Origin of the sequence: Streptomyces sp. NPDC019224, from assembly GCF_040632605.1 — a bacterium.
Lineage (GTDB): Bacteria > Actinomycetota > Actinomycetes > Streptomycetales > Streptomycetaceae > Streptomyces.
In genome coordinates this window covers 35,163-59,152 of the sequence record NZ_JBEYCF010000048.1, presented here as the reverse complement: position 1 = coordinate 59,152, position 23,990 = coordinate 35,163, and the positions used below count along the sequence as shown (strand labels likewise).

General features: G+C 71.5%; 24 protein-coding genes and 1 pseudogene. 10 read left to right on the top strand and 15 right to left on the bottom strand.

All coding sequences use genetic code 11. The annotated features are described in order from the left end of the window. From ABZ564_RS25835 to ABZ564_RS25825, 3 genes and pseudogenes are all read right to left on the bottom strand, one after another. Positions 1–84, bottom strand: a pseudogene (locus ABZ564_RS25835) (electron transfer flavoprotein subunit beta); the annotation flags it as partial. A 201-nt stretch (positions 85–285) separates the two neighbouring features. After that, positions 286–792 carry a flavin reductase family protein gene (locus tag ABZ564_RS25830; protein ID WP_360860958.1) on the bottom strand — a complete coding sequence of 169 codons (507 nt, stop codon included), beginning with the start codon at positions 790–792 and terminating at the stop codon, positions 286–288. 195 nt (positions 793–987) lie between these two features. Then, positions 988–1,314 (bottom strand): thioredoxin family protein, encoded by a 327-nt coding sequence (locus ABZ564_RS25825; RefSeq protein WP_360860956.1) that lies wholly within the window; start codon positions 1,312–1,314, stop codon positions 988–990. Positions 1,315–1,534: 220 nt separating this feature from the next. Between ABZ564_RS25825 and ABZ564_RS25820 the strand changes: the two genes are divergently transcribed. Further along, the gene (locus ABZ564_RS25820) at positions 1,535–2,257 is read left to right on the top strand and encodes a lysophospholipid acyltransferase family protein (RefSeq protein ID WP_360860954.1); all 723 of its coding nucleotides are present in this window, start codon (positions 1,535–1,537) and stop codon (positions 2,255–2,257) included. A gap of 56 nt (positions 2,258–2,313) precedes the next feature. On the opposite strand, the gene ABZ564_RS25815 is transcribed toward ABZ564_RS25820, so the two are convergent. Genes ABZ564_RS25815 through ABZ564_RS25805 form a run of 3 tightly spaced genes read right to left on the bottom strand, consistent with a single transcriptional unit; the run spans position 2,314 to position 5,566 of the window. After that, positions 2,314–3,396 (bottom strand): low specificity L-threonine aldolase, encoded by a 1,083-nt coding sequence (locus ABZ564_RS25815; protein ID WP_360860952.1) that lies wholly within the window; start codon positions 3,394–3,396, stop codon positions 2,314–2,316. Continuing rightward, complete coding sequence (locus ABZ564_RS25810; protein ID WP_360860950.1) at positions 3,375–4,142, bottom strand: SDR family NAD(P)-dependent oxidoreductase; 768 nt, start codon at positions 4,140–4,142, stop codon at positions 3,375–3,377. Before ABZ564_RS25810 ends, ABZ564_RS25815 begins: the two co-directional genes overlap by 22 nt. A gap of 26 nt (positions 4,143–4,168) precedes the next feature. Next, positions 4,169–5,566, bottom strand: a complete 1,398-nt coding sequence (locus ABZ564_RS25805) for a DUF6421 family protein (protein ID WP_360860948.1) — start codon at positions 5,564–5,566, stop codon at positions 4,169–4,171. A 294-nt stretch (positions 5,567–5,860) separates the two neighbouring features. Between ABZ564_RS25805 and ABZ564_RS25800 the strand changes: the two genes are divergently transcribed. Further along, complete coding sequence (locus tag ABZ564_RS25800) at positions 5,861–6,541, top strand: glycerophosphodiester phosphodiesterase family protein (RefSeq protein ID WP_360860946.1); 681 nt, start codon at positions 5,861–5,863, stop codon at positions 6,539–6,541. A 3-nt stretch (positions 6,542–6,544) separates the two neighbouring features. Here the strand turns inward: ABZ564_RS25800 and ABZ564_RS25795 are convergent, their stop codons facing one another. Beyond that, the gene (locus ABZ564_RS25795) at positions 6,545–7,099 is read right to left on the bottom strand and encodes a GNAT family N-acetyltransferase (RefSeq protein ID WP_360860944.1); all 555 of its coding nucleotides are present in this window, start codon (positions 7,097–7,099) and stop codon (positions 6,545–6,547) included. A 234-nt stretch (positions 7,100–7,333) separates the two neighbouring features. Between ABZ564_RS25795 and ABZ564_RS25790 the strand changes: the two genes are divergently transcribed. The 5 genes from ABZ564_RS25790 (at position 7,334) to ABZ564_RS25770 (ending at position 10,804) form a co-directional block, all read left to right on the top strand. Beyond that, positions 7,334–7,921 (top strand): DUF5134 domain-containing protein, encoded by a 588-nt coding sequence (locus ABZ564_RS25790; RefSeq protein ID WP_360860942.1) that lies wholly within the window; start codon positions 7,334–7,336, stop codon positions 7,919–7,921. Between the two features lie 86 nt (positions 7,922–8,007). Further along, the gene (locus tag ABZ564_RS25785) at positions 8,008–8,943 is read left to right on the top strand and encodes a M48 family metalloprotease (protein WP_360860940.1); all 936 of its coding nucleotides are present in this window, start codon (positions 8,008–8,010) and stop codon (positions 8,941–8,943) included. 73 nt (positions 8,944–9,016) lie between these two features. Then, positions 9,017–9,715 carry a phosphatase PAP2 family protein gene (locus ABZ564_RS25780; protein ID WP_360860938.1) on the top strand — a complete coding sequence of 233 codons (699 nt, stop codon included), beginning with the start codon at positions 9,017–9,019 and terminating at the stop codon, positions 9,713–9,715. Between the two features lie 137 nt (positions 9,716–9,852). Further along, positions 9,853–10,554, top strand: coding sequence for an HAD-IA family hydrolase (locus ABZ564_RS25775; protein WP_360860936.1), 702 nt, complete (start codon positions 9,853–9,855; stop codon positions 10,552–10,554). Between the two features lie 70 nt (positions 10,555–10,624). Next, positions 10,625–10,804, top strand: coding sequence for a hypothetical protein (locus ABZ564_RS25770; protein WP_360860934.1), 180 nt, complete (start codon positions 10,625–10,627; stop codon positions 10,802–10,804). Between the two features lie 142 nt (positions 10,805–10,946). Here the strand turns inward: ABZ564_RS25770 and ABZ564_RS25765 are convergent, their stop codons facing one another. The 7 genes from ABZ564_RS25765 to ABZ564_RS25735 all read right to left on the bottom strand — a co-directional run bounded on the left by ABZ564_RS25765 (position 10,947) and on the right by ABZ564_RS25735 (position 18,722). Beyond that, positions 10,947–11,330 carry a transcriptional regulator gene (locus ABZ564_RS25765; protein WP_360860932.1) on the bottom strand — a complete coding sequence of 128 codons (384 nt, stop codon included), beginning with the start codon at positions 11,328–11,330 and terminating at the stop codon, positions 10,947–10,949. Between the two features lie 208 nt (positions 11,331–11,538). Further along, positions 11,539–12,615, bottom strand: a complete 1,077-nt coding sequence (locus ABZ564_RS25760) for an aldose epimerase family protein (RefSeq protein ID WP_360860930.1) — start codon at positions 12,613–12,615, stop codon at positions 11,539–11,541. A 95-nt stretch (positions 12,616–12,710) separates the two neighbouring features. Further along, entirely contained in the window at positions 12,711–13,745 is a 1,035-nt protein-coding gene (locus ABZ564_RS25755) for a LacI family DNA-binding transcriptional regulator (RefSeq protein WP_360860928.1), read from the bottom strand. Between the two features lie 109 nt (positions 13,746–13,854). Next, on the bottom strand, positions 13,855–14,919 hold the full coding sequence (locus ABZ564_RS25750; RefSeq protein WP_360860926.1) for an ABC transporter permease: 1,065 nt from the start codon (positions 14,917–14,919) through the stop codon (positions 13,855–13,857). Continuing rightward, complete coding sequence (locus ABZ564_RS25745; protein ID WP_360860924.1) at positions 14,916–15,890, bottom strand: ABC transporter permease; 975 nt, start codon at positions 15,888–15,890, stop codon at positions 14,916–14,918. Before ABZ564_RS25745 ends, ABZ564_RS25750 begins: the two co-directional genes overlap by 4 nt. After that, positions 15,887–17,518 carry a sugar ABC transporter ATP-binding protein gene (locus tag ABZ564_RS25740; RefSeq protein WP_360860923.1) on the bottom strand — a complete coding sequence of 544 codons (1,632 nt, stop codon included), beginning with the start codon at positions 17,516–17,518 and terminating at the stop codon, positions 15,887–15,889. The genes ABZ564_RS25745 and ABZ564_RS25740 overlap by 4 nt, the downstream gene beginning before the upstream one ends. Positions 17,519–17,636: 118 nt before the next feature. Continuing rightward, positions 17,637–18,722: an ABC transporter substrate-binding protein gene (locus ABZ564_RS25735; RefSeq protein ID WP_360860921.1), complete on the bottom strand. Its 1,086-nt coding sequence runs from the start codon at positions 18,720–18,722 to the stop codon at positions 17,637–17,639. A 505-nt stretch (positions 18,723–19,227) separates the two neighbouring features. Here ABZ564_RS25735 and ABZ564_RS25730 point away from each other — a divergent pair. Together ABZ564_RS25730 and ABZ564_RS25725 are read left to right on the top strand one after the other, a co-directional pair. Beyond that, the gene (locus ABZ564_RS25730; protein WP_360860919.1) at positions 19,228–21,672 is read left to right on the top strand and encodes a beta-L-arabinofuranosidase domain-containing protein; all 2,445 of its coding nucleotides are present in this window, start codon (positions 19,228–19,230) and stop codon (positions 21,670–21,672) included. A 71-nt stretch (positions 21,673–21,743) separates the two neighbouring features. Then, a complete protein-coding gene (locus tag ABZ564_RS25725) occupies positions 21,744–21,908 on the top strand; it encodes a hypothetical protein (protein WP_360860962.1) in 165 nt (54 codons plus the stop codon). Positions 21,909–21,966: 58 nt separating this feature from the next. Here ABZ564_RS25725 and ABZ564_RS25720 read toward each other — a convergent pair whose 3' ends face one another. Beyond that, positions 21,967–22,806, bottom strand: a complete 840-nt coding sequence (locus ABZ564_RS25720) for a phytanoyl-CoA dioxygenase family protein (protein ID WP_360860917.1) — start codon at positions 22,804–22,806, stop codon at positions 21,967–21,969. A 167-nt stretch (positions 22,807–22,973) separates the two neighbouring features. On the opposite strand from ABZ564_RS25720, the gene ABZ564_RS25715 reads away from it, so the two are divergent. Continuing rightward, entirely contained in the window at positions 22,974–23,987 is a 1,014-nt protein-coding gene (locus ABZ564_RS25715; protein WP_360860915.1) for a LacI family DNA-binding transcriptional regulator, read from the top strand. Positions 23,988–23,990 lie beyond the last annotated feature (3 nt).

Here is a 23,990-nt window from a genome sequence, read left to right as displayed (position 1 = left end):
GTCCACCGTCAGGTCATCGGCGAAATGCCGGTCACCGGTCGCGTCGGGCACGTACTTCACACAGACAACGATCCTCAAGCTCACGCCGGCTCTCCTACTGCATCGTCATTTCCGGGCTGCCTTGTTGCACGCAGCATAGGCGCCTGATGGGGCGTTTTCCGGTCGGGGCGACCGACGCTCCGACCGTCATATTACTCGCCAGTACATCGAGTGGGCGGCCAATGAGCAAGCGCTTTGCACTGTGATCTGCCCAACGCGCGGCATCCGGGAACCACGCGGGCGGCCTCAGTCTCGCAGAGCTGTGAATCGGCCCTGGTGATAGACCAGGGGCCGGCCCTCACCCACCGGGTCGCCCTCGACCACCTGCGCGATCACGATGCGGTGGTCCCCCGCCGGAACCCGGGCCACGATCCGGCAGACCAGCCACGCGAGCACGCCGTCGAGCAGCGGAACGCCTTCCGGGCCGCTGCGCCAAAAGGTGGACGGCCCGAACCGGTCGGCGCCGCTGCGGGCGAAGGTGGCGGCCAGCTCCTGCTGGTGCTCGCCGAGTATGTGCACGCCGACATGCTCGGCCGTGGCGAGCACCGGCCAGCTGGAGGACGAAACGCCGACGCCGAAGGAGACGAGGGGCGGCTCGGCGGCCACGGAGTTGAGCGAGGTCGCGGTGAAGCCGACGGGCCGCTCGCCGGCGGCGGTGATCACGGCGACCCCGGCGGCGTGCCGCCGGAACACCGAACGCAGGAGGTCCGGGGATGCCGTGCGCGGATTGCCGAGCCCGGGTGTTGCCGTCATGGAGATGTCCTTCTACGCGTCGGGGTGCGGGGTCGCGGATGCTCAGGCATCCGGACAGCACGCGCCGGCGGTGTAGGCGAGGTCGATGTACGCCCGGCCATGGAGAAGGGGATCTGACGGCATAGCGTCAGACTGACGACGTGTGGCGCATACAGTCAAGGGCGCCCCACCAGGTGGGAGAAGCATCACGGCCCGTCACATCGCCCGCCCGAGAGCGGCGACGACGTCGACGGTACGGGGCTGCCCGACGGCCCGGCGGACGATCCGGCCCCCGGCGTCGAGGACCAGCACGGTCGGGGTCCGGCTGATGTCCAGGGCCCGTACGAGCGGGAGATGCGCCTCCGCGTCGATCTCCACATGGGCGACCCCATCGACCATCCCGGCCACCTCCGCGAGGGTGCGGCGCGTGGCCCGGCAAGGCTGGCAGAAGGCGCTGGAGAACTGGACGAGGGTGGCCCGCTCCCCCAGTGCCGCGCCGAGTCGCGCCGCGTCCAGCCTCTCCGTATGCGCCTGCCCGTCCACCTTCGGCCTCCTGTCAGAGTTCTGTGCAAAGGGTCAGCGCCCGCGGCGGCGCGGGCATTCCCCGGCGGCCGTACGTGACGAGAATCTCGCGCCCCGGCGGCGCCGGGACTGGCCACCGCGTCGCCGCATGGGGCACGATCGCCCCAATGCCGAAAACCTACGGCTGCGTAACTTCCGCCGGGACAACCTCCGCGGGCGCTGAAGAAAGGGTCTTCCCCAGATGGCAGAACTCGTCTATCGGCCGGTCATCGGCGCCGCTCGTACGTTTTTCAAGGCGCTCGACCTGAAGATCGACACTCAGGGTTCGGAGCACATCCCGCAGACCGGCGGCGCTGTTCTGGTCAGCAATCACATCAGTTATCTGGACTTCGTCTTCAGTGGGCTCGCAGCGCTCCCGCAGAAGCGGCTGGTCCGTTTCATGGCCAAGGAATCCGTTTTCCGGCACAAGGTTTCCGGGCCGCTGATGCGCGGTATGAAGCACATTCCCGTCGACCGCAAGCAGGGCGAGGACGCGTACGCCCATGCGCTGGCCTCGCTGCGGTCCGGTGAGATCGTCGGGGTGTTCCCCGAGGCGACGATCTCGGAGTCCTTCACGCTCAAGAGCTTCAAGTCGGGTGCGGCGCGCCTGGCCCAGGAGGCCGGGGTGCCGCTGATCCCGATGGCCCTGTGGGGCACACAGCGGCTGTGGACCAAGGGCCGGCCGCGTAACTTCAAACGCAACCACATCCCGGTCACCATCCGCGTCGGCGAGCCCGTGGAGGCCCCCGCCGACCAGTACGCGGGCGCCATCACGCGCCGGCTGCGCGAACGGGTGCAGGAACTGCTCGAAGCCGCCCAGCGGGCCTATCCGGTCCGGCCGAAGGACGCGAGTGACACGTGGTGGGTGCCCGCGCACCTGGGCGGTACGGCTCCGACGCCCGCCGAGGTGCGCGAGCGCGGCTGAAACGTCGCACCGGGGCGCGGACCGGCCGTCCGCGCCCCGAGGGCTCCTGGCTGCCCTTAGCCGGCGGCCATCTCCTCCTTGAGCGCGAGGAGGAAGGCGTCGACGTCCTCCTCCGTGGTGTCGAAGGCGCACATCCAGCGCACGTCACCGGCGCGTTCGTCCCAGAAGTAGAACCGGAAACGCTTCTGCAGCCGTTCGCCGACCGCGTGCGGCAGCCGCGCGAAGACGGCGTTGGCCTGGACGGGATGGAGGATCTCCACGCCGTCCACCGCGCGCACGCCCTCGGCGAGCCGCTGAGCCATGGCGTTGGCGTGCCGGGCGTTGCGCAGCCAGAGGTCGCCCGCGAGCAGGGCCTCCAGCTGCACGGAGACGAAGCGCATCTTGGAGGCGAGCTGCATGGACAGCTTGCGCAGGTGCTTCATGGCACGGACGGCGTCGGGGTTCAGGACCACGACGGCCTCGCCGAAGATGGCCCCGTTCTTCGTGCCGCCGAAGGACAGCACGTCGACGCCGACGGTGTTGGTGAACGTGCGCATGGGGACGTCCAGCGAAGCGGCGGCGTTGGCTATGCGGGCTCCGTCGAGGTGGACCGTCATGCCGTGCCCGTGGGCGTGTTCGCAGATGGCGCGGATCTCGTCGGGCGTGTAGACGGTGCCCAGTTCGGTGTTCTGCGTGATCGATACGACCTGCGGCATGGCGCGGTGCTCGTCGTCCCAGCCGTACGCCTGCCGGTCGATGAGCTCCGGCGTGAGCTTTCCGTCCTCGGTGGGCACGGTGAGCAGCTTGAGGCCGCCGACCCGCTCGGGCGCGCCGCCCTCGTCGACGTTGATGTGGGCGGACTCGGCGCAGATGACCGCGCCCCAGCGGTCCGTCATGGCCTGGAGCGACACCACGTTGGCTCCGGTGCCGTTGAAGACCGGGAACGCCTCGGCGGTGGGGCCGAAGTGGCTGTGCATGACGCGCTGGAGGTGGCCCGTGTAGTCGTCCTCGCCGTAGGCGACCTGGTGGCCGCCGTTGGCGAGGGCGAGTGCCGCGAGGATCTCGGGGTGCGTCCCCGCGTAGTTGTCACTGGCGAAACCGCGTACCAACGGGTCGTGATGGCGACGCGCGTCGGTCCTTACGGTTGCGGGGTCAGCCACAGGCGCTTTCCGTTCACTTCCTGGGCGGGCCGGTCCCAGACGCCGGCGATGGCCTCGGCCAGATCCCCGACGTCGGTGAAGCCCGCGAACTTCGCATTCGGGCGCTCGGCGCGCATCGCGTCGTGCACCAGTGCCTTCACCACCAGGATCGCAGCCGCGCTGCGGGGGCCGTCGTCGCCCCCCGCCTTGCGGAAGGAGTCGGCGAGCGCCAGGGTCCACGCTTCGGCCGCGGCCTTGGCCGCGGCATAGGCGGCGTTGCCCGCGGTGGGCTTGCTCGCACCCGCCGCACTGGTCAGCAGGAAGCGCCCCCGGTCGCTGCGCAGCAGGCAGTCGTGGAAGGCCAGCGAGGTGTTCTGCACCGTGCGGATCAGCAGCTTCTCCAGCAGCGTCCAGTCGGCGGGGTCGGTCTCGGCGAAGTTCGCGCTGCCGCGCCAGCCGCCCACGAGGTGGACCAGGCCGTCGATGCGGCCGAACTCCTTCTCCGTCTTGGCCGCCCATTCCCGGGTGGCGCCGAGGTCGAGGAGGTCGACGGTGTCGCCGGTGACGGTGGCGCCGCCGTGGGCGTAGCGCGCCGCGTCGACGGCTTCGGCGAGCCGGGTGGGGTGGGAGTCCGAGGCGACGACGACGGCGCCCGCCTCGGCGAGCCGGAGCAGTGTGGCGCGGCCGGCCGGTCCGGCGGCCCCCGCGACGGCGACCACGGCGCCTTCGAGCGCGCCGTCCGCGTCGCCCGTGCTTGTTCCGTTCATGGCCTCCGCCTCCTTGGGACCTGTGCTCACGCGGCAGCCTTCCCCGCGTCCGAGGCGGTGATGCCCTTGGTCGAGGCGATCACGTTCTTCAGCTTCTTGGAGAGGGCCTCATAGAACATGCTCAGGGGAAACTCGTCCGGAAGCACGTCGTCCACGAGTTTCCGCGGCGGCTGGGAGAGGTCCAGCGCGTCCGGCCCCTTGGCCCAGCGGGATCCGGGGTGCGGGGCGAGGTAGGTGGAGACGAGGTCGTACGCCGCGAACCAGTGGACCAGCTTGGGACGGTCGATGCCCTCGCGGTAGAGCTTCTCGATCTCGGCGCAGAGCTGGTTGGTGACCTGCGGGGCCCGCTCCCAGTCGATCCGCAGGGTGTTGTCGGTCCAGCGCACGACGTCGTGTTTGTGGAGGTAGGCGAAGAGGAGCTGGCCGCCGAGGCCGTCGTAGTTGCGGACGCGTTCGCCGGTGACCGGGAAGCGGAACATCCGGTCGAACAGGACGGCGTACTGCACGTCGCGGCCGTGGGTGTTGCCCTCGGCCTCCAGCTTCACGGCCTCCTTGAAGGCGGTGAGATCGCAGCGCAGCTCCTCCAGGCCGTACATCCAGAACGGCTGGCGCTGCTTGATCATGAAGGGGTCGAACGGCAGGTCACCGTGGCTGTGGGTGCGGTCGTGGACCATGTCCCAGAGCACGAACGCCTGCTCGCAGCGCTGCTGGTCGCCGATCATCGCGCCGATGTCGTCGGGCAGTTCGACGCCGAGGAGTCCGACGGCCGCCTCGGTGACGCGGCGGAAGCGGGCGGCCTCGCGGTCGCAGAAGATGCCGCCCCAGCTGAAGCGCTCGGGGGCCTCGCGGACCGCGATGGTCTCGGGGAAGAGGACCGCGGAGTTGGTGTCGTAGCCGGAGGTGAAGTCCTCGAAGGTGATGCCGCAGAACAGCGGGTTGTCGTAGCGGGTGGCCTCCAGTTCGGCGAGCCACTCGGGCCAGACCATCCGCAGCACGACCGCTTCGAGGTTGCGGTCGGGGTTGCCGTTCTGGGTGTACATCGCGAAGACGACCAGGTGCTGGAGTCCGTCGGCGCGCCCCTTGGCCGGCTGGAAGGCCAGCAGGGAGTCCAGGAAGTCGGGGACGCCGAAGCCACCGCCCACCCAGCGGCGCAGGTCCTCGACGAGGGCGCGGTGGTAAGCGGCGTCGTGCGGGAGCAAGGGGGAGAGCTGCTCGACGGCGGCGATCACCCGTTCCACGGCGGCCTCGGCGAGCTCCGGTGCGGGCGCGCCCTGCGCGTCGAAGTCGATGGAGCCGTCCTTCGACTGCCAGGGACGGATCTCCTCCACGGCATTCTTGAGCGCGGGCCAGGCCGGGTGCTCGATCACCCGCGTGGCAGCAGCTATGTCGCCGGATGCGGCGTCGTGCACAAGAATTTCCGTCATCACACTTCCTCCACGGGAGAACCTCGCGTCCGACAACCGTATCCACGTGCACGCCCCGGGGACAAGTGGGAATATGAAAATTATCCTGCGAAACCCCCATGGTCACCGTCATTTTTCCTGTCGAATGCCGTTGAGACAGGTTCTTCAGCGGGTGCACACCGCGCTTCGCGGGTGGCCCGCCCTTCCCCCGCCCGGCGGGCGGGGGCCGCTAGGCTGCCGATCGCGGTCATACCGCCATGCCGTGCGGGCAGGAGCAGCGCACGGGAACAGAGCGTCGACGGAAGCGAGCGTGCCTTGTCCATTCTCACGATCGGTCATCGCGGAGCTGCGGGAATCGAGCCGGAGAACACTCTGCGGTCGTTCGTCCGCGCCGAGCGGGAGGGCGTGGACCTCATCGAGCTGGACCTGCATCTGAGCAAGGACGGCGCGCTGGCCGTCATGCACGACGCGGACGTGGACCGCACGACGGACGGCGAGGGGCCGATCGCGGAGAAGACGCTCGCCGAGCTGCGCGCGCTCGACGCCGGCCTGGGTGAGCGGGTACCCGTCTTCGAGGAGGTCCTGGACGCCGTACGCTCCCCGCTCCAGGCGGAGATCAAGGACGTGGCCGCCGCCCGCACCCTGGCCGGGGTGATGCACGAGCGCGATCTCGTCGAGCGCGTCGAGGTGATCTCGTTCCACGACGAGGCGATCGCCGAGATCGCGCAGCTGGTCCCGGGCGTACGGACGGCCCTCGTGGCCAGCCGGTGGGGTGCCGATCTGGTGGACCGCGCGAAGGCGGTGGGCGCCACCCGGCTGGTGCTCAACATCCGGCGCATCACGCTGGAGCTGGTCGAGAAGGCCCATGCAGAGGGTCTGACGGTGTTCGGCTGGACGGTCAACACCCAGGACCAGCTGCGGCTGGCCGAGGGGCTGGGACTCGACGGCGTGACCACCGATCATCCCGACATCCGCCGCGGCGGCGGCGCCGCGTAGCGGTCAGCCGGCCAGCTCCTTGATCAGCAGCTCGAAGGCGAGGTCGTCGCGCTGCGGGATGCCGAAGCGCTCGTCGCCGTACGGGAACGGGGACAGCTTGCCCGTACGGCGGTAGCCCCGGCGCTCGTACCAGGCGATGAGTTCCTCCCGGACGGAGATCACGGTCATGTGCATCTCCCGCACACCCCAGCTCTCCCGGACGGTGCGCTCGGCCTCGGCGATGATCACCTTGCCGAGGCCGGCGCCCTGGAGCACGGGGCGGACCGCGAACATGCCGAAGTAGGCGGCCTCTCCCCGGTGCTCCAGCTGGCAGCAGGCGACGAGGACGCCGTCGCGCTCCACGACGAGCAGTCGGCTGCCCGGGCTCTCCACCACCTCGCGCACCCCCCGCGGATCGGTGCGCTGGCCCTGGAGGATGTCCGCCTCGGTGGTCCATCCTGCGCGGCTGCTGTCGCCGCGGTACGCCGACTCGATCAGCTCCACGAGCGCGGGTATGTCCGCTTCGGCGGCGTCGCGGAACGTCAGCTCTCCCGTGTCCCGGGGCGGCGCGGTGTCCATGCGGGGTTTCTCCGAATCTGTGCGAGGGCGGTGCCGCAGCAGCGTAACTCCGCCGAACGCGTCCCTGCTCCGGGCGGCCCCCTCGGGGGGCGCGCGGGGGCGCCCGCACCAGGCGCATCGAGGAAACACTCCCGCCGCGCGCTCCCCCTGTACCCCAGTGCGCCGCGTACGGGCGTGCGGCCCCGGGCATCTACTGGTCGACGGAGATGGCGTTCGCCCGGGGGGAGGGCCGCTGTGCACGGACCGGCGATGTCCGGATGGCTGCTGATGGCGTTGTGCGCGGTGACGGGCTCGTACTGCCTGCTGCGCACCCGTACGGGAAGCGAGGAGGAGCGCAGGACCGCGCGGGCGGAGGCGCTGATGGGTTTCGGTATGGCCGCGATGGCCGTGCCGGCCGCCGCCGTCGCCCCGCCCGCCTGGGGCTGGGGGGTGTACGCGGTGCTGTTCGGGGCGGCGGCGCTGCGGGCCCTGTGGTTCTCCCGGCGCAGCGGTCACCATCTGCATCACCTGGTCGGTTCCTCGGCGATGGTCTACATGGCCCTCGTGATGGGCCGGGCCGGAGCGGGGGGGCACGGCGGCCACGCCGCGCACACGATGGGCTCCCCCGGCATGGCCGGAGCGGGCGGCATACCTCTGCTGACGGGGCTGCTCCTCGTCTATTACGCGGTGTACGTGCTGCGCTCGGGCGCCCGGCTGGTGCCGGTGACCGCGACGGTCCCGGGCGGGCCGCCGTCCGCGGGGTGGGGGACGCGCCCCGAGCTGGCACTGGCCTGCCGGCTGACCATGGGCATAGCCATGTTCGCGATGCTGCTCACCCTGTGAGACGGAGAAGGCCACCCTTCGTGGTGTGCGTCACTTGGTGTGCGGACCCATACCCGTGTGTGGCGTGGCCCTCATAGGCTGACGCCATGTGGGTCTCCCTAGCGCTGCTGCTGCTCGGTGCACTGGCCGCCGTCGTGACCCCGCGTCTGATGGCGCGGGCCCGGTGGCCCGAGCGGGAGCCCGTGGTGGCCCTGTGGGTGTGGCAGTGCGTGGTGGCCGCGGTGCTGCTCTCATTCACCCTCTCCATGACGTTCAGCGCCGCCACGGCGTGGCAGGCGGTGCGGGGCCATGTCTTCGCGCCCGCGCCGCACGCCGTCGTGGAGGCGTACGCGCTCGCGGCCTACGGGCCGTGGTCGGCGGTGATGGCGGTGCTGCTGGCCCTCGGTGGGGTGTGGACGGCGGCCATGCTGGCCCGGGTGATCCACCGGGCGCATCTGCGGCGCAGGCAGCGGCGGGCCGAACTCCTGGTGCGCGCCCCGCTGATGCCCGGCGAAGATCCGGGGAGCGGGCGTCTGGTGGTGCTGGAGGGTGAGCGCCCCGACGCCTGGTGGCTGCCCGGCGCCGCGCCCCGACTCGTCATCACCACGGCCGCGCTGGGCCGGCTGAAGGGACGTCGGCTCGACGCGGTCCTGGCCCATGAGCAGGGCCATGCGCAGGCTCGGCACGACTGGCTGCTCAACTGCTCGGAGGCGCTGGCCTCCGGATTCCCGCAGGTTCCGGTGTTCGCGGCCTTCCGGAACGAGATGCACCGGCTGGTCGAGCTGGCCGCCGACGACGTCGCCTCGCGGCGCTTCGGCCGGCTGACGACCGCCCTCGCCCTGGTCGAACTCAACGAGGACCGGGGCGTGTTCGGCCCCTTCCCCACCGCGGACGCGGAGCTGCCGCAGCGGGTGAACCGGCTGCTGGCACCGGCGGGCAGGCTCACGGCCGGACGGCGGCTGCGGCTGACCGCGGCGGCGGCCCTGGTGCCCGTGGTGCCGCTGCTGGTGGCGTTCGTCCCGGGGCTCAGCGCTCTGAAGTAACCGCGACCGGCCGGTCCCGCTCTCCGGCGTGCTGGAATGGCCGGAGGGGGCGCCCGTCGGCGAGGATCGTGCCATGCACATTCCGCTGCTCTCCCCCGTCGGACACGTCCGCACCGTTTCCCCCCTCGCGCGGGCGGGAGTCGTCTGCGCGCTCCTCGGCGGGGCGGTGACGGCCCTGGTCGTCGCCCGGTGGAGACCGCTGACGGATCTGGACCTCGAGGTCGCGAACGCGCTGCACCGGCGGGCGGTGACCGAGCCCGGCCTGGTCCATGTCAACCGGCTGCTGACGGACTGGCTGTGGGATCCGTGGGCGATGCGCGCCCTGATCGCCGTGGCGGTGGTGGCCCTGTGGTGGCGCGGGGCCCGGCCGCTCGCGGTCTGGGTCGCGGCGATGCCCCTGCTCTCCGCGCTTCTGCAGCAGGGAATCAAGGCCGCCGTCGGCCGGGACCGGCCCCGGTGGGCCGACCCGGTGGACTCCGCCTCGTACGCGGCCTACCCCTCGGGCCACGCGATGACGGCGACGGTGAGCTGCGGGCTGCTGCTGTGGCTGCTGCACCGGTCCGGCGCGTGGTCACGGCTGCGGCGGGCGGCGTTGGGCGCGGCGGCCGTCTCGGTGCTGGGGGTCGGTCTGACCCGGCTGTATCTGGGCGTGCACTGGCCGTCCGACGTCCTGGGCGGGTGGCTCCTGGGGGCGGCGCTGACCGCCTTCGCGGTCTGCGGCTTCGACCGGTGGAGCGCCGCCTTTCCCGGGCGCCACGGGCGGGGCGGCTGAGCGGACACCATGCCACGGCGGAGGCTCGGCGGACCGTCCTGCCCGCTGCCGGAGGGCTGAACAGGCACTCCCGCCCGCTGCCGGGGGCCGGACAGGGGCCCTTGCCCGCTGCCGGACGGTCGGCGAGGATCGGTGCCATGCTGATCAAGGGTGCCCTCTTCGACTTCTCCGGGACGCTGTTCCGGATCGAATCCGTCCGTTCCTGGCTCGCCGCGGCCCTCGCCGAGCGGGGGGTGAGCGTGGACCGGGCCGCATTCGAGCGGTACGCGACGGAGCTGGAGGCGTTCGGCGCGCTGCCGGGCGGGCCCAGCCCGAAGCGGATACCCGGGGAACTGGCGCACGGATGGGCGCACCGCGACGAGAGCGCGGAGCTGCACCGCGCCGTGTACACCGGTCTGGCCCGCCAGGTCGCCCTGCCCGACCCGGGGCTGTACGACGCGCTGTACGACCGCCATCTGAGCCCGGACGCCTGGCGGCCCTACCCGGACGCGGCGGAGGTCCTGGCCGGGCTGCGCGAGGCGGGGGTCGGGATCGGGGTCGTCAGCAACATCGGCTGGGACCTGCGGCCCGTCTTCCGGGCGCACGGCCTGGACCCGTACGTGGACGCGTATGTGCTCTCCTTCGAGCACGGCGTCCAGAAGCCGGACGCACGCCTCTTCCACACGGCGTGCACACTTCTGGGACAGGCTCCGACGGATGTGGTGATGGTCGGCGACGACCGCCACGCGGACGGCGGGGCGGCCGCGCTGGGCTGCGAGGTGCGTTTCGTACGTCATCTGCCGGTGGAGGAGCGGCCGGACGGGCTGCGGGAACTCGGACTGACCGAGAAGGTTGCCTGAGACACATGTGAGAGATGTCCCTGACGCGCAATGGGTCGGATTGTCACATCGTGGCCTTAGCCTGGTAGACATGTCCCCGACTCCGTGCCCGTCCGATTCCGTACGTCCCGCAGCAGTGGTGAATGAAGACATTCGCGACCTGTGGCGGCGTTCGGGCGGTCACCTCTCCCCGGAGGACGAGGAGCAGTACCAGCGGCTGCTGGTCGAGTGGGCCGCCGCCACCGGGGGCAGCGACAGAAACGCCGCCTGAGGCGTCCCGGTTCCGACGATCCCCTGCGCCGCCGGAACCGGGCCGGGCGGGGGTACAGCATGTCCCGTCGCGGCTGATCGGTCAATGAGGTGCTACGCCCCGTAGGCGCGACGTGACCCGGGGCGGGGAGGCCGCAGCCCCGTCAGCCCTCGCCGAGGCGCGCCGTCTGGCGGGCCGCCGCTTCGAGGATGCGGTCGAGCAGCCCGGGGAACAGCGCCTCCAGGTCGTCCCGCCGCAGCCCGTTCATCTTGGCCGTGCCCCGGTACGTCTGCTGGACGATGCCGCTCTCGCGCAGCACCCGGAAGTGGTGCGTGCTGGTGGACTTGGTGACCGGAAGGTCGAAGCAGGAGCAGGTGAGCTCGCCCTCGGCGGCGGCCAGTTCGCGTACGACGCACAGCCGTACCGGATCGGAGAGCGCGTGCAGGACCGTCTCGATCCTGATGTCCTCGCGGGCGGGGTGGGCCAGGGTGCGCGCGCCCGCTGCCGGGTCGGTGGTACTGGCGGGGGTCACGGTCGCTCTCCGCATCGTCGCTCCGTATGGGTCCCCCATACTACGAGCCTTGTCGTAGTTCACGCAGTGGGCAGGAACTGTCCTGAGGGGCCCCTGGCATGGTGGGACGGCCGGGCCCCGGTCTCGCGGAGACCGGGGCGGCGTGCGCGGGCGGACGGGGGCAGGCGGTGGAGCGCTCGCAGAACCCGGCCACCGTCCTCGCCGGCCTGGGCGCCGGCCGCTTCTACGAGGGGCTCGTCAGATGCGGGAAGCGGAACTCGGTGCGGCTGCGGAAGTCCTCGCCCGGGCGCAGGACGGTGGCCGGCTGGTCGGGGCGGTTGGGCGAGTCGGGCAGGTGCTGGGTCTCCAGGCAGACGGCGCTGTGCCGTTCGTGATGGCCCCCGTCGGGGTCGGCCAGGGTGCCGTCCAGCTGGTTGGCGGTGTAGACCTGGATGCCGGGTTCGGTGGTCCACACCTCCATGACCCGCCCGCCGTCCGGAGCCGTGAGGCGGGCGGCGCGGCGCAGTCCGCCGGGCGTGTCCGGAGTGTCGAGGACCCAGCAGTGGTCGAACCCGCCCGCCCGGCGCAGCTGTTCGTGCGGCAGGGCGATGCGGTCCGCGAGGACCTGGGGTGCGGTCAGGTCGAACGGGGTGGCGGCGACGGGAGCGGCGGGGGCCTCGGGGATGCCCTCCTCGTCGACCGGCAGGTAGTACCCGGCGTCCACCTGGAGGGTGTGGCCGAGGATGTCGCCCCGGGCGGTCAGGTCGAAGTAGGCGTGGTTGGTGAGGTTGACGACGGTGGCTCGGTCGGTGGCCGCCGTGTAGTCGAGCGCGAGGGTGCCCGTCGCGTCGAGGGTGTACGTCACGGTCACGTCCAGGGCGCCGGGGAAGCCCATGTCGCCGTCGGGGCTGTGCAGGGTGAGCCGCAGGACGGCGGCTTCGTCGGTGGCGGTGCCGGTGGCCTGCCAGACACGGTTGTTGAAGCCGTCGGGGCCGCCGTGCAGGGCGTGGCCCCGGTCGGTGGCGGGGACCTGGTGCTCCGTACCGTCGAGGGTGAACCTGCCGTGCGCGATGCGGTTGGCGTAACGGCCGACGAGGGCGCCGAAGAACGGGTTCTTGCCCGTGTAGTCGTCGAGGGCGGGCAGCGAGCGGACGACCGAGGCCGGGGTGCCGGCGGTGTCGGGCACGGTGAGCCGGTGCAGGACGCCGCCGTAGGTGAGGATCTCGGCCCGGACTCCGGTGCCGGAGTCGAGCGTCCAGATGTCGACGTCCGTGGGCCCGTGGGCGCCGAACGGTTTGCTGTGCACGGTGGGGCGAGGCATCAATGATCCTTGGGGCGATCGGGCGGGCGGCCGGACGGGCGGGCCGGGGACAGGTGCGGCGGACTCCCCCCGTGTGGCGGGGGTCCGGGCCGGGCCTACGGTGCGGCCTGGGCGGCGGCGGCCCGGGGGACGGTGGATTCGCGGACGACGAGCCGGTAGCCGGGCCGGGGCCGCCTCGGCTCGGTCGGCTGGTCGCCGGAGAGGCGCTCGACGAGGCTGTCGACGGCGAGCCGGGCGATGGCCTCCTTGTCGGGCGCCACGGTGGTGAGCGTGGTCGCCCCGTAGAGGCTTTCCTCGATGTCGTCGAACCCGACGACGGCGACGTCCTCGGGGATGCGCAGACCGCGCTCCGAGAGGGTGCGCATGGCGCCGATGGCGATGAGGTCGTTGTACGCGAAGACGGCGTCGGGCCGCTCGCCGCGGTCCAGCAGCGCGGCCATGGCGGAGGCCCCGTCCTCGCGGCCGTAGCCGTCGGTGACGACGACCAACGCCTCGTCGGGCTCGATGCCGGCGGCGGCCAGTTCCTCGCGCCAGCCGCGCAGCCGGAGGTGGGCGGGCTGGCGTTCGCGGCCGGTTCGGGAGCCGAGGAAGGCGATCCGGCGGTGGCCGAGGTCGATGAGATGGCGCACCGCGTCGCGCGCCGCCGCGATGTTGTCGATGGCGATGTGGTCGTACGGGGCCTCGTACTCGCGCTCGCCGAGCAGGACCAGGGGCGCGGTCTCGGTGCGCGCCATCAGGTCCTCGGTCTCCAGGTGGATCGGGCTGAGGATGAGCCCGTCGATGACATGGGACCGGAATCCCTGGCTGACCAGGAGTTCCTTCTCGCGCAGTCCGCCGGTGTGGTCGACCAGCACGGTGTAGTCGTGCCGGGCGGCGGCGTCGACGACCGCGCCGGCGAGCTCAGCGAAGTACGGGTTGCCGAACTCGGGGACGGCGAGCGCGATGATCCCGGTGCGGCCCTTGCGCAGATGGCGGGCGGTGAGGTTCGGCCGGTAGCCGAGCTCGTCGATGGCCTGCTGCACCTTGGCCCGCATCTTCGGTGTGACGTGCTGATAGTTGTTCACCACGTTCGACACGGTCTTGATGGACACGCCCGCCCGTTGCGCAACGTCCTTGAGGCTGACGCCCACGGCACTCCCCTGAATCGACTTGGCGCGCGGTGAGGCGCGGTGGCCCGGCTCCGCCGGTTCGGCTCGATCGGCTCGGACGGTGCCGGGGCCGTGGGGCCCCGGCACCGCTTCAGGTGGTTCTGCGACCGCGCGCCAGATAGCGCTGGGCCACGACGACAACGATAAGGAAACCTCCGCTGACGACCGACTGGTACGAGGAGTTCAGCGTGCCGATCTGGTTGATCAGGTTCTGGATGACCTGGAGGAGCAGAACGCCCCAGAGCGTTCCGCTGATCGCGCCGGCGCCACCGATGAGGAGGGTGCCGCCGATGACGACGGCGGAGATCGCGTCGAGCTCCATGCCCACGCCGATGATGGTGACTCCGGAGGAGAGCCGGGCGGCGTTGAGCGCGCCGGCCAGTCCGGCCAGCAGTCCGCTGAGCGTGTAGACGAGCATCTTGGTACGGGCGACCGGCAGGCCCATCAGCGTGGCCGCGTCGCTGCTGCCGCCGACGGCGAAGATCGTCTGCCCGAACGAGGTGCGCTGCAGGAGCAGTCCGCCGGCGCCGAACAGGGCGAGGGCGATGAAGATCGGATAGCCGAAGCCCCAGATCGCGCCCTGGCCGAGTTCGGCGAAGGCGGAGTCCTTGGGCACCAGGTAGGTGGTGGCGCCCTCGTCCGTGATCGCGAGGAGCAGCCCGCGCGCCCCGAGCAGGGTGGCGAGCGTGACGATGAACGGGGCCATTCCGGCGCGGGCCACGAGGAAGCCGTTGAGCAGGCCGATCGCGCCGCAGACCACGAGCGGGACCAACAGGGCGGGCAGGAAGCCCCATTGGGACGCCCAGGCGGCGAGTACCCCGCCCAGTGCGAAGACGGAGCCGACGGACAGGTCGATGCCGCCGGTGATGATGACCATGGTCATCCCGAGCGCGACGACGGCCAGGAACGAGGCCTGGACGGTCACCCCGCGGGTGTTGTCCAGGGTGGCGAACGTCGTGGGGTAGATGAAGGACGCGATGATCACGACCGTGAGGAGGACGACCAGCACGCCCTGGCGCTGCAGGAGTTCGGTGATCCTGCGGCCGGTCGGACGCTGCGCCCCGGTGCCGGGCTTCGGCGTGGTGCCGCCGGACGTCGGGGGGGTCTTGCGCGGTGCCGGGGCGGAGGCCACCGGGGCGGGTGAGGTTTCGTTCATCGGGACCGACGCTCCCGGGCGACGTAGACGGCGGCGATGATGATGGCCGCCTGGGCGATCTGTGCGGTGGAGTCGGGCAGGTCGTGCTTGATGAGGGTGGCGCGCAGCAGCTGCATCAGCAGGGCGCCGGCGACGGTGCCGAGGATCCGGATGGAGCCGCCGTTGAGCGGGGTGCCGCCCACCACGACCGCCGTGATGGCGGAGAGTTCCATGAGTGTGCCGAGCGAGGAGGGGTCGCTGGCGGTGAGCCTGGCGGTGGCCAGGATGCCCGCGAGTGCGGCCAGCACCCCGCAGATCACGTACACGCCGATGAGCACCCGCCGTACGGGCAGTCCGGCGAGTGCGGCCGCGGAGCGGTTGCCGCCGATGGCGACGACCTGGCGGCCGAAGGTGGTCCGGGTGACGAGGAAGGCCACGGCGACGGCGAGGACACCGGCGATGAGGACGACCAGGGGGATGCCGAGGAAGGAACCGGTGCCCAGGGACAGCAGGTCGGGGTTGACGATCTGCTTGAGCTGGCTGTCCGCCATGACCAGGGCCAGGCCCCGGCCACCGACGAACAGGGCCAGTGTGGCGACGATCGGCTGGAGTCCGACGAGGGAGACCAGGGTGCCGTTGACCGCTCCGACGAGGGCGCCGGCCAGCATCGCCATGACGAGGGCCGGGACCAGTCCGTAGCCGAGGTAGAGCGGCAGCAGCGCGGCGGCCAGTGCCATGGTCGAGCCGACGGAGAGGTCGACGCCCTCGGTGCCGATGACGAGCGCCATGCCGAGGGCGACGATGACGATCGGGGCGACCTGGACGAGCTGGGTGCGGAGGTTGTCCACCGTCATGAAGTGCTCGGTGAACAGGGCGTTGAAGACGAGGACGACCGCGACGGCGAGGTAGACGCCGTACTCCTGGTACCAGGCGGGGTCGCGCAGCCGGGCCAGTGGCCGGGCTGCGGGGGTGGTGACTGCGGCCTGGGTCATCGGGGGTCCTCCTTGGCGGCCGGCGCCTTGTCCTCGGCTGCCGGTGAGTGGTCGGCGAGTACTTCGAGCAGATGGCTCTCGGCCACCTCGTCGCCCGCCAGTTCACCCGCGACCACGCCGCCGCGCAGGACGACGATGCGGTCGGCGCCCTCGATCAGTTCCTCGATGTCGGAGGAGATGAGCAGGACGGCGAGGCCCTCGCGGGCGAGGTCGTCGATGAGGCTCTGGACCTCGGCCTTGGCGCCGACGTCGATGCCCCGGGTGGGTTCGTCGAGCAGCAGGACCTTGGGCTCCAGGCAGAGCCAGCGGGCCAGCAGGACCTTCTGCTGGTTGCCTCCGGAGAGTTCGCCGACCTTCTGCTCGGGGCTGGCCGCCTTGATCCGCAGCCGCTTCATGAAGATGTCGACGACGCGGTCCTGCTTGGCGCGGGAGACGATGCCGGCCCGGGAGAGGCGGGGCATCGCGGCCAGCACGATGTTCTCGCGGACCGAGAGGCCGGGGACGATGCCCTCGGCCTTGCGGTCCTCGGGCAGCAGGCTGATGCCGGAGCGGATGGCTCCCGCGGAGGTGAGTCTGCGCAGGGTGCGTCCGCCGATGCTCACCTCGCCGGCGTCCAGGCTCAGTGCTCCGGCGATGGCCTTGGCGGTCTCGCTGCGGCCGGAGCCGAGGAGCCCGCCGAGACCGAGGACCTCACCCGCGTACAGGTCGAGGGATATGTCGTGCAGCTGGTGGTCGCGGGAGAGGCCGGTGGCGGTGAGCACCGGGGTGCGCGCCGCGTCGTGGCCCTCGGTGCCGAAGCTGGTGAGCCCTTCGCGGCGCACCTCGGCCAGGTCGCGGCCGAGCATCATCGAGACGAGCTGCATCCGGTCGAGGTCGGCGAGGTCGCCGGTGTGGATGTGGTGACCGTCGCGCAGGACGGTGACGCGTTCGCAGATCCGGTACAGCTCGTCCATGCGGTGGCTGACGTAGAGGACGGCGATGCCGCGTCCGCGCAGGTCCTCGATGACCCGGAAGAGGGTCTCGACCTCACGGGGCTCCAGCGAGGAGGTGGGTTCGTCCATGATGACGACCTGGGCGTTGACGGAGACGGCGCGGGCCATCGCGACCATCTGCTGGGTGCCGATGCCCAGGGTGTGCAGGGGGCGCTTCGGGTCGACGCGGACACCGAAGCCTTCGAGCAGTTCGGTGGCCTCGCGGTGCATCCGGGGGAAGTCGATCAGGCCGAAGCGGTTCCTGGGTTCGCGGCCGAGGAAGATGTTGCGCGCCACGCTCATCAGCGGGACGAGGTTCACCTCCTGGTAGATCGTGGAGATCCCGGCCTGCTGGGCCTCGAACGGCCGGGTGAACGCGACCTGTTGTCCGGACAGCCGCAGTTCGCCCTCGTCGGGGCGGTAGACGCCGGTGAGCACCTTGATGAGGGTGGACTTCCCGGCTCCGTTCTCCCCCACCAGGGCGTGGGTCTCGCCGGCGCGCAGGGAGAAGGAGACGCCGTCGAGGGCGACGACGCCCGGGAAGCGCTTGCTCACCGAGCGGGCCTCCAGGACGGCAGGTGCCGTGGCGGTCGCGCTCGTCTCCTTCACATCGGCGGCCGGCTCCGGCGGCTGCGGTACTGCTTCGGGTGGTGCCATGGCTGGTCTTGGCCTTCCGCTCTTCCAAGGGTGTGGGCCCGGGGGCCGCCGTGGCGGGGAAGCGCCACGGCGGCGGTGAACCGACGGAGCCGGTACGGGCAGATGGTGCCGGGCCGGGTCAGAACGCGTTGCCGACCGTGGACTTGGCGTTGTCCTCGTCGTAGGCGCGGTCGCTGATGATGACGTTCTCCGGGATCTCCTCGCCGCCGTAGAACTTCTGCGCGGTCGCGAAGGCGAGCGGGCCGAAGCGCGGGTTGGACTCGATGACGGCGTTGTACTCGCCGTTGACGATGGCCTGGACGGCGTTGCGGGTGCCGTCGACGGAGACGATCTTGATGTCCTTGCCGGGCTTCTTGCCGGCGGCCTTCACCGCGGTGAGCGCGCCGAGGCCCATCTCGTCGTTCTCCGCGTAGATGGCGGTGATGTCGGGCTTGGACTGGATCAGCTGCTCCGTGACCTGCTGCCCCTTGTCGCGGGCGAACTCACCGGTCTGCTGGGCGACGATCTCCATGCCGGGGGCCTTGGCCTTGAGCTGGTCGACGAAGCCCTTGGTGCGGTCGGTGGTGACGTTGTTGCCCGAGGAGCCGAGGAGGATGGCGACCTTGCCCTTGCCGCCGGTCGACTTGATCATCGCGTCGGCGGCGCGCTTGCCCTGCTCCACGAAGTCGGAGCCCAGGAAGGCCACGTAGTCCTTGCAGGCGGTGGCGTTGAGCTTGCGGTCGACGGTGAGGACCGGGACCTTCTTGGCGGCGGCGGCCTTGAGGGCCGGCTCCAGACCGTCCGAGTTCAGCGGGGCGACGATGAGGAGCTGGGCGCCCTGGGCGAGCATGTCCTGGATGTCGCTGATCTGCTTGGACAGCTGCGACTGGGCGTTGGTGGTGAGGAGCTTCTTGACGCCGAGCTTCTTCGCCTCGTCCTTGATGGACTGGGTCTCGGCGATACGGAACGGGTTGGCCTCCTTCTCCGACTGGGAGAAGCCGACCACGGCGTTCTTCAGGTCGAGCTTCGGCGCACCGTAGCTCTGCAGCGAGCAGCCGGAACCGGACGACGACTCGGGGGTCTTGGCCGCCTGGGCCGCCTGGCTGCTGTTGCTGCTCGCGTTGTCCGAGGTCTCCGACTTGGAGCAGCCGGAAACGGCCAGCGTGGCGGTGGCGGCGAGCAGGCAGGCCACGGCGAGGGTACGGGATCGGCGCTGGATCATCATGCGCGGGAGCTCCTTGGCGGGATGACGGCACGCCGAGGAGCGTGCGGTCGGTCATGGCTGGACGATGCATCGGCCGCTGCACGGCGGCTGACGTCACTGGACTCACGGCCCCGCTGGGAGACAGCCCCTAGCTGCACAAACTGCGGTCGTGAGAGCCTGCGCGGCCTCTCGGCGGCTCGGTTTACAACGTTATATAGGCGGTGCGGCACAGGCGGCAAGAGCGTTGCCGATGCGTTTCCAAAATGTGTCGGAGCCGTCCGCCCCGGCCCGGCCGCCCCACCGGAAGGGATGCCGCCGCACCCCTGGACAGCCGCCTGGCGGCGTGCTGTCATACCGCCGGAACCTCATTTTCCAACGTTGCAGAACGCATGCCGCATCCTCCGCCCGGATCGCCACGGCGTCCTTCAGCATGCGCACACCGGTCCGGAGCGCCGCACTGCGGCCTCCTTGTCATGTGCATAACGAAGCCGGGGTCCCGTCTCCGGCAGAGCAGGAGTCCTTCCCCATGCCCCTGAACCGCAGACAACTCATGACCGGCGCCCTCGCCACCATCGCCGCCACCACCGCGGCCGGCCGCTGGTCGGCCACGGCGACCGCCGCCGAGCACCGGGTGCGCCCCGCGCACGGCGGCCACTACTCCCCCAACGCCGCACCCCTGCACCCCACCGCCTTCCTGAAGCTCCCGCCCGGCAAGGTCACCGCGCGTGGCTGGCTCGCCGGACAGCTGAAGCTCCAGCTGGACGGATTGTGCGGCCGGTACGAGGAGTTCTCGCACTTCCTGGACTTCTCGGCCACCGGCTGGGTCCGCCCGGAACTCGGCGGCTGGGAGGAGGTCCCGTACTGGCTGCGCGGCTACACCGACCTGGCGATCGTCACGGGCGACACCAAGGCACTCGCCTCGGTGCGCCGTTGGTTCGACGCGATCCTCGCCACCCAGCAGTCCGACGGGTTCTTCGGCCCGAAGGCCCTGCGCACCTCGCTGAACGGCGGCCCGGACTTCTGGCCGTTCCTGCCGCTGGTGCAGGCCCTGCGCTCCTGGCAGGAGTACTCCGGCGACACCCGGATCATCCCCTTCCTCAGCCGGTTCTTCCGCTACATGAACACCCAGGGCCCCGGCGCCTTCAACACCAGCTGGATCGCGCTGCGCTGGGGCGACGGCCTGGACAGCGTGTTCTGGCTCTACAACCGCACCGGGGACTCCTTCCTGCTGGATCTCGCCGACAAGATCCACACGAACGGCGCCGACTGGGGCGACAACCTGGTCAACCCGCACAACGTGAACATCGCGCAGGGCTTCCGCGAGCCCGCCCAGTACGCGCTGCGCAGCGGCTCGGCCCAGGACACCCGTGACACGTACGGGACGTACGGCAAGGCCATGGACCAGTACGGCCAGTTCCCCGGCGGCGGGTTCGCCGGGGACGAGAACGCGCGCCCCGGGCACGGCGACCCCCGGCAGGGCTTCGAGACCTGCGGCATCGTCGAGTTCATGGCCAGCCACCAGCTGCTGACCCGGATCACCGGCGACCCGCTGTGGGCCGACCGCTGCGAGGAGCTGGCGTTCAACTCGCTGCCCGCCTCGCTCGACCCGTCGGGCCGGGCGATCCACTACGTCACCAGCGCCAACAGCGTCGACCTGGACAACGCGCCCAAGACGCAGCGGCAGTTCCAGAACGGTTTCGCCATGCAGGCGTTCCTGCCCGGCGTCGACCAGTACCGCTGCTGCCCGCACAACTACGGCATGGGCTGGCCGTACTTCACCGAGGAGCTGTGGCTCGCCACCCCCGACGGGGGCCTGGCCGCCGCGATGTACGCCGCCTGCGAGGTGACGGCCAAGGTCGCCGGCGGCACCGAGGTCACCTTCACCGAGGAGACGGACTACCCCTTCACGGACACCGTCACCCTGACCCTGAAGGCCCCGAAGCGGCTGAGCTTCCCGCTGGTGCTGCGCGTGCCCGCCTGGTGCGACGCCCCTGAGATCCAGGTGAACGGGCGGCGCGTGGACGCTCCAGCCGGCCCCGCCTTCACCAGGATCGACCGCACCTGGGCCGACGGGGACCGGGTCACCCTGCGCTTCCCGCAGCGCACCACCGTCCGCACCTGGGCGCACAACCACGGCTCCGTCAGCGTGGACCGCGGCCCGCTCACGTACTCGCTGCGCATCGGCGAGACGTACGAGCGCATCGGCGGCACCGAGCAGTTCCCGGAGTACGCGGTCCACGCGACCGGCCCGTGGAACTACGGGCTCGTCCTGGACGCGAAGAAGCCCGCCGCTTCCCTGCGGCACCACACCGCCCGGGGGACGAAGGGCGGCAACCCCTTCACGCTCGACGGCACCCCGCTGTCCATCACCGCGAAGGCCCGCCGCATCCCGGAATGGACGGCCGACGACGAGCACGTGGTCGCCCCGCTCCAGGACTCCCCGGCCCGCAGCACCGAGCCCGTGGAGGAGGTCACGCTCGTCCCGATGGGGGCGGCCCGGCTGCGCATCACCTCCTTCCCGACGGCCGCGCCGGACGGGGAGCCCTGGCTCGCCGACCGCTGGTACCGCATCCGCAACCGCCACTCCGGCAAGGTCCTCGGCGTCGACGTCATGTCCACCGCCAACAGCGCGCACGTCGTGCAGTTCGGGGACACGGGCACCGACGACCACGACTGGCGGCTCGTCGCCGAGGGCGACGGCTGGTACCGCATCCGCAACCACCACTCCGGCAAGGTCCTCGGCGTCGACAACATGTCCATGGACGACAGCGCCCACGTCGTCCAGTTCGACGACAACGGCACCGACGACCACCTCTGGCAGCTCGTCCCGGACGGCGGCGGCTGGTACCGCATCCGCAACCGCCACTCCGGCAAGGTCCTCGCGGTCGACAACATGTCCATGGACGACAGCGCGCACGTCGTCCAGTTCGACGACAACGGCAGCGACGACCACCTCTGGCAGCTCGTCTGAGCATCGCCGGCATCCGGGCCGGCCGGCCGCCGGCGGGCCTGTCCGCCTCGGTCCACACCGGGATCACCGACGTGGAGAACGTGGCGAACGGGCTCCCCGCCCACGACCGCCGGGTCGTCGAGGTGGACGCGGTCCGGCTGCGGGCGGTGAACCAGGTCCTGGGCAACGCCTCGAAGGAGCCGGACACGTTCACCGAGGAGACCGCCCGGGCGGTGGAGGTGCCCCGGGCACCCTGAGGTGGGGCAGGGCGAGTGTGCCGGGGCCGGGCGGGTCTTCCGCCCGGCCCCGGCATCGTCACGCGTCGCCCATGACCAGCCCCTCGATCGTGTGCTTCTGCACGATGGGCGCGAGACGGTCGACCACCGGGCAGCCCAGGTGCGCCCGGACCCGCTCGGGCAGGGCCGCCCAGAACTCCCGGGTGACCGCCATGTCGTGGTGGCCGTCGTTGCCGGCGCCCGGGGCGTCCACACCCAGCACCAGGACCGGACGGGGGTCGGGCGACTGGTTGGCCGTGCCCCGGTGGACGGTCAGGGCCGAGCGGGCCGAGATGTCGCCCCGCTGCGGGAACTTGCGCTCGGCCAGGGCCTCGTAGCGCGGGTAGTCCTCGCGGCGCGGGAACATCGCGTGCCCGAAGCGCGCGTCGTCGTCCCACTGCGTGCCGGGCGCGATCTCGAACGGGCCCATGTCCTCGCGCGTGTCGACGGCCGTGAGGTTGAAGGCGAGCGAGGTGAGCCGGCGGTCGCGGCGGGTCTCCTCCGGCATCGGGAAGTCCCGGTGCCAGGGCTGGTTCACCGCACCGGCCAGCGGCACGTCGAAGCCCAGCTCGACGATGCGGTAGTCGGGACCGAGGACCGCCTCGCTGACCGCGCGGACCCAGGGGTGGTCGACGAGGTCCACGAAGCCCCGCAGCTGCTCCGGGTGGATCTCCACGTAGTAGCGGTGGGGGCCGCGGCCGACCGCGCCGCCCTCCCGGCCTCGCGCCTCGACGAAGGCGGCGTCGATGTCCTCGCGCATCCGGTCCGCCCACTCCCGGCTGAACGCCCCTCGGCACGCGGTGATCCCGGCGCTGTACAAATCGCGCACCGCGTCTTCGGCGGGCGGGAACGGGGCGGTGGCGGTCGTGGTCTCAGTCATGGCGTGGTCCTATCCGTCGAGGCGGTCCTGTCGGGGCGCGCTCCATATTGCAACGTTGCAACCAACGTGGCAAGAGTCTGCACGGAGGGACCTCGCGCCACCTGTTACGGTCACTGCGCACAGGGCGCGGGCCCTCCGCCCGCCGGCAGAGAGCAGGAGCACCGAACGTGGCAGCGAGACTCAAGGACGTCGCCGCGCTCGCCGGCGTGTCCGTCAGGACCGTCTCCAACGTGGTGAGCAACGCGGCCGCCGTCGCCCCGGCGACCCGGGCCCGCGTGCTGGCCGCGGTGGAGGAGCTGGGCTACCGGCCCAACCTCGCCGCCCGCAACCTCCGGCAGGGCCGCACGGGCCTCATCGGCGTGGCCGTCCCGGAGATCCACTCCCCCTACTTCGGGGCGCTCACGGGCCTCCTCATCGACGCAGCGCAGGAGCGCGGCTGGACGGTGCTCCTGGAGCGCACCGGGGGCCGCGGGGACCTGGAGCGGCGGCTGCTGGAGGGCTCCGAGGGCCATCGGATGGACGGGATGATCATCAGCCCCTGGTCGACTCCCCCGGCCGAACTGGCCTCGCTCGCGGGCGGTCTGCCGCTCGTCGTCCTCGGCGAACTCGAGCCGCACGGGTCCATCGACCATGTGGCGCTGGACAACGTGGCGGCGGCCAGGGACGCCGCCCGCCATCTGGTGGCGGCCGGCCGGCGGCGCGTGGCCGCGATCGGGCTGCAGTCCGCCCTGGGGCGCGGCACCGCCGAGCTGCGGGCCGAGGGCTTCCGGCAGGGGCTGCGCGAGGCGGGGCTGGGTCCGGTCGCCGAGGTGGAGGTGGCGGACCTGCACCGCGAGGAGGGGGCGCGGGCCCTTCGCGAGCTGCTGCTTCTGCCGGAACGCCCGGACGCGGTGTTCTGCTTCAACGACGAACTGGCCCTGGGGGCGCTGCGGGCGGCCGGCGAGCAGGGGGTGCGGGTGCCCGGCGACCTGGCGCTGGTGGGCTTCGACGACATCGAGGACGGGCGGTTCTCCACCCCTTCGCTCACCACGATCGCCCCGGACCGGGCGCAGATCGCCGAGCGGGCGGTGCAGTGCCTGAGCGAGCGCGTGCTCGGCCGGCTGGCCGGGCTGCCGGCGCGCCGGATCGTCGTCCCGCACCGGCTGCTGGTCCGGGAGAGCAGTGGGGGCGCGGGCGCGTAGGGG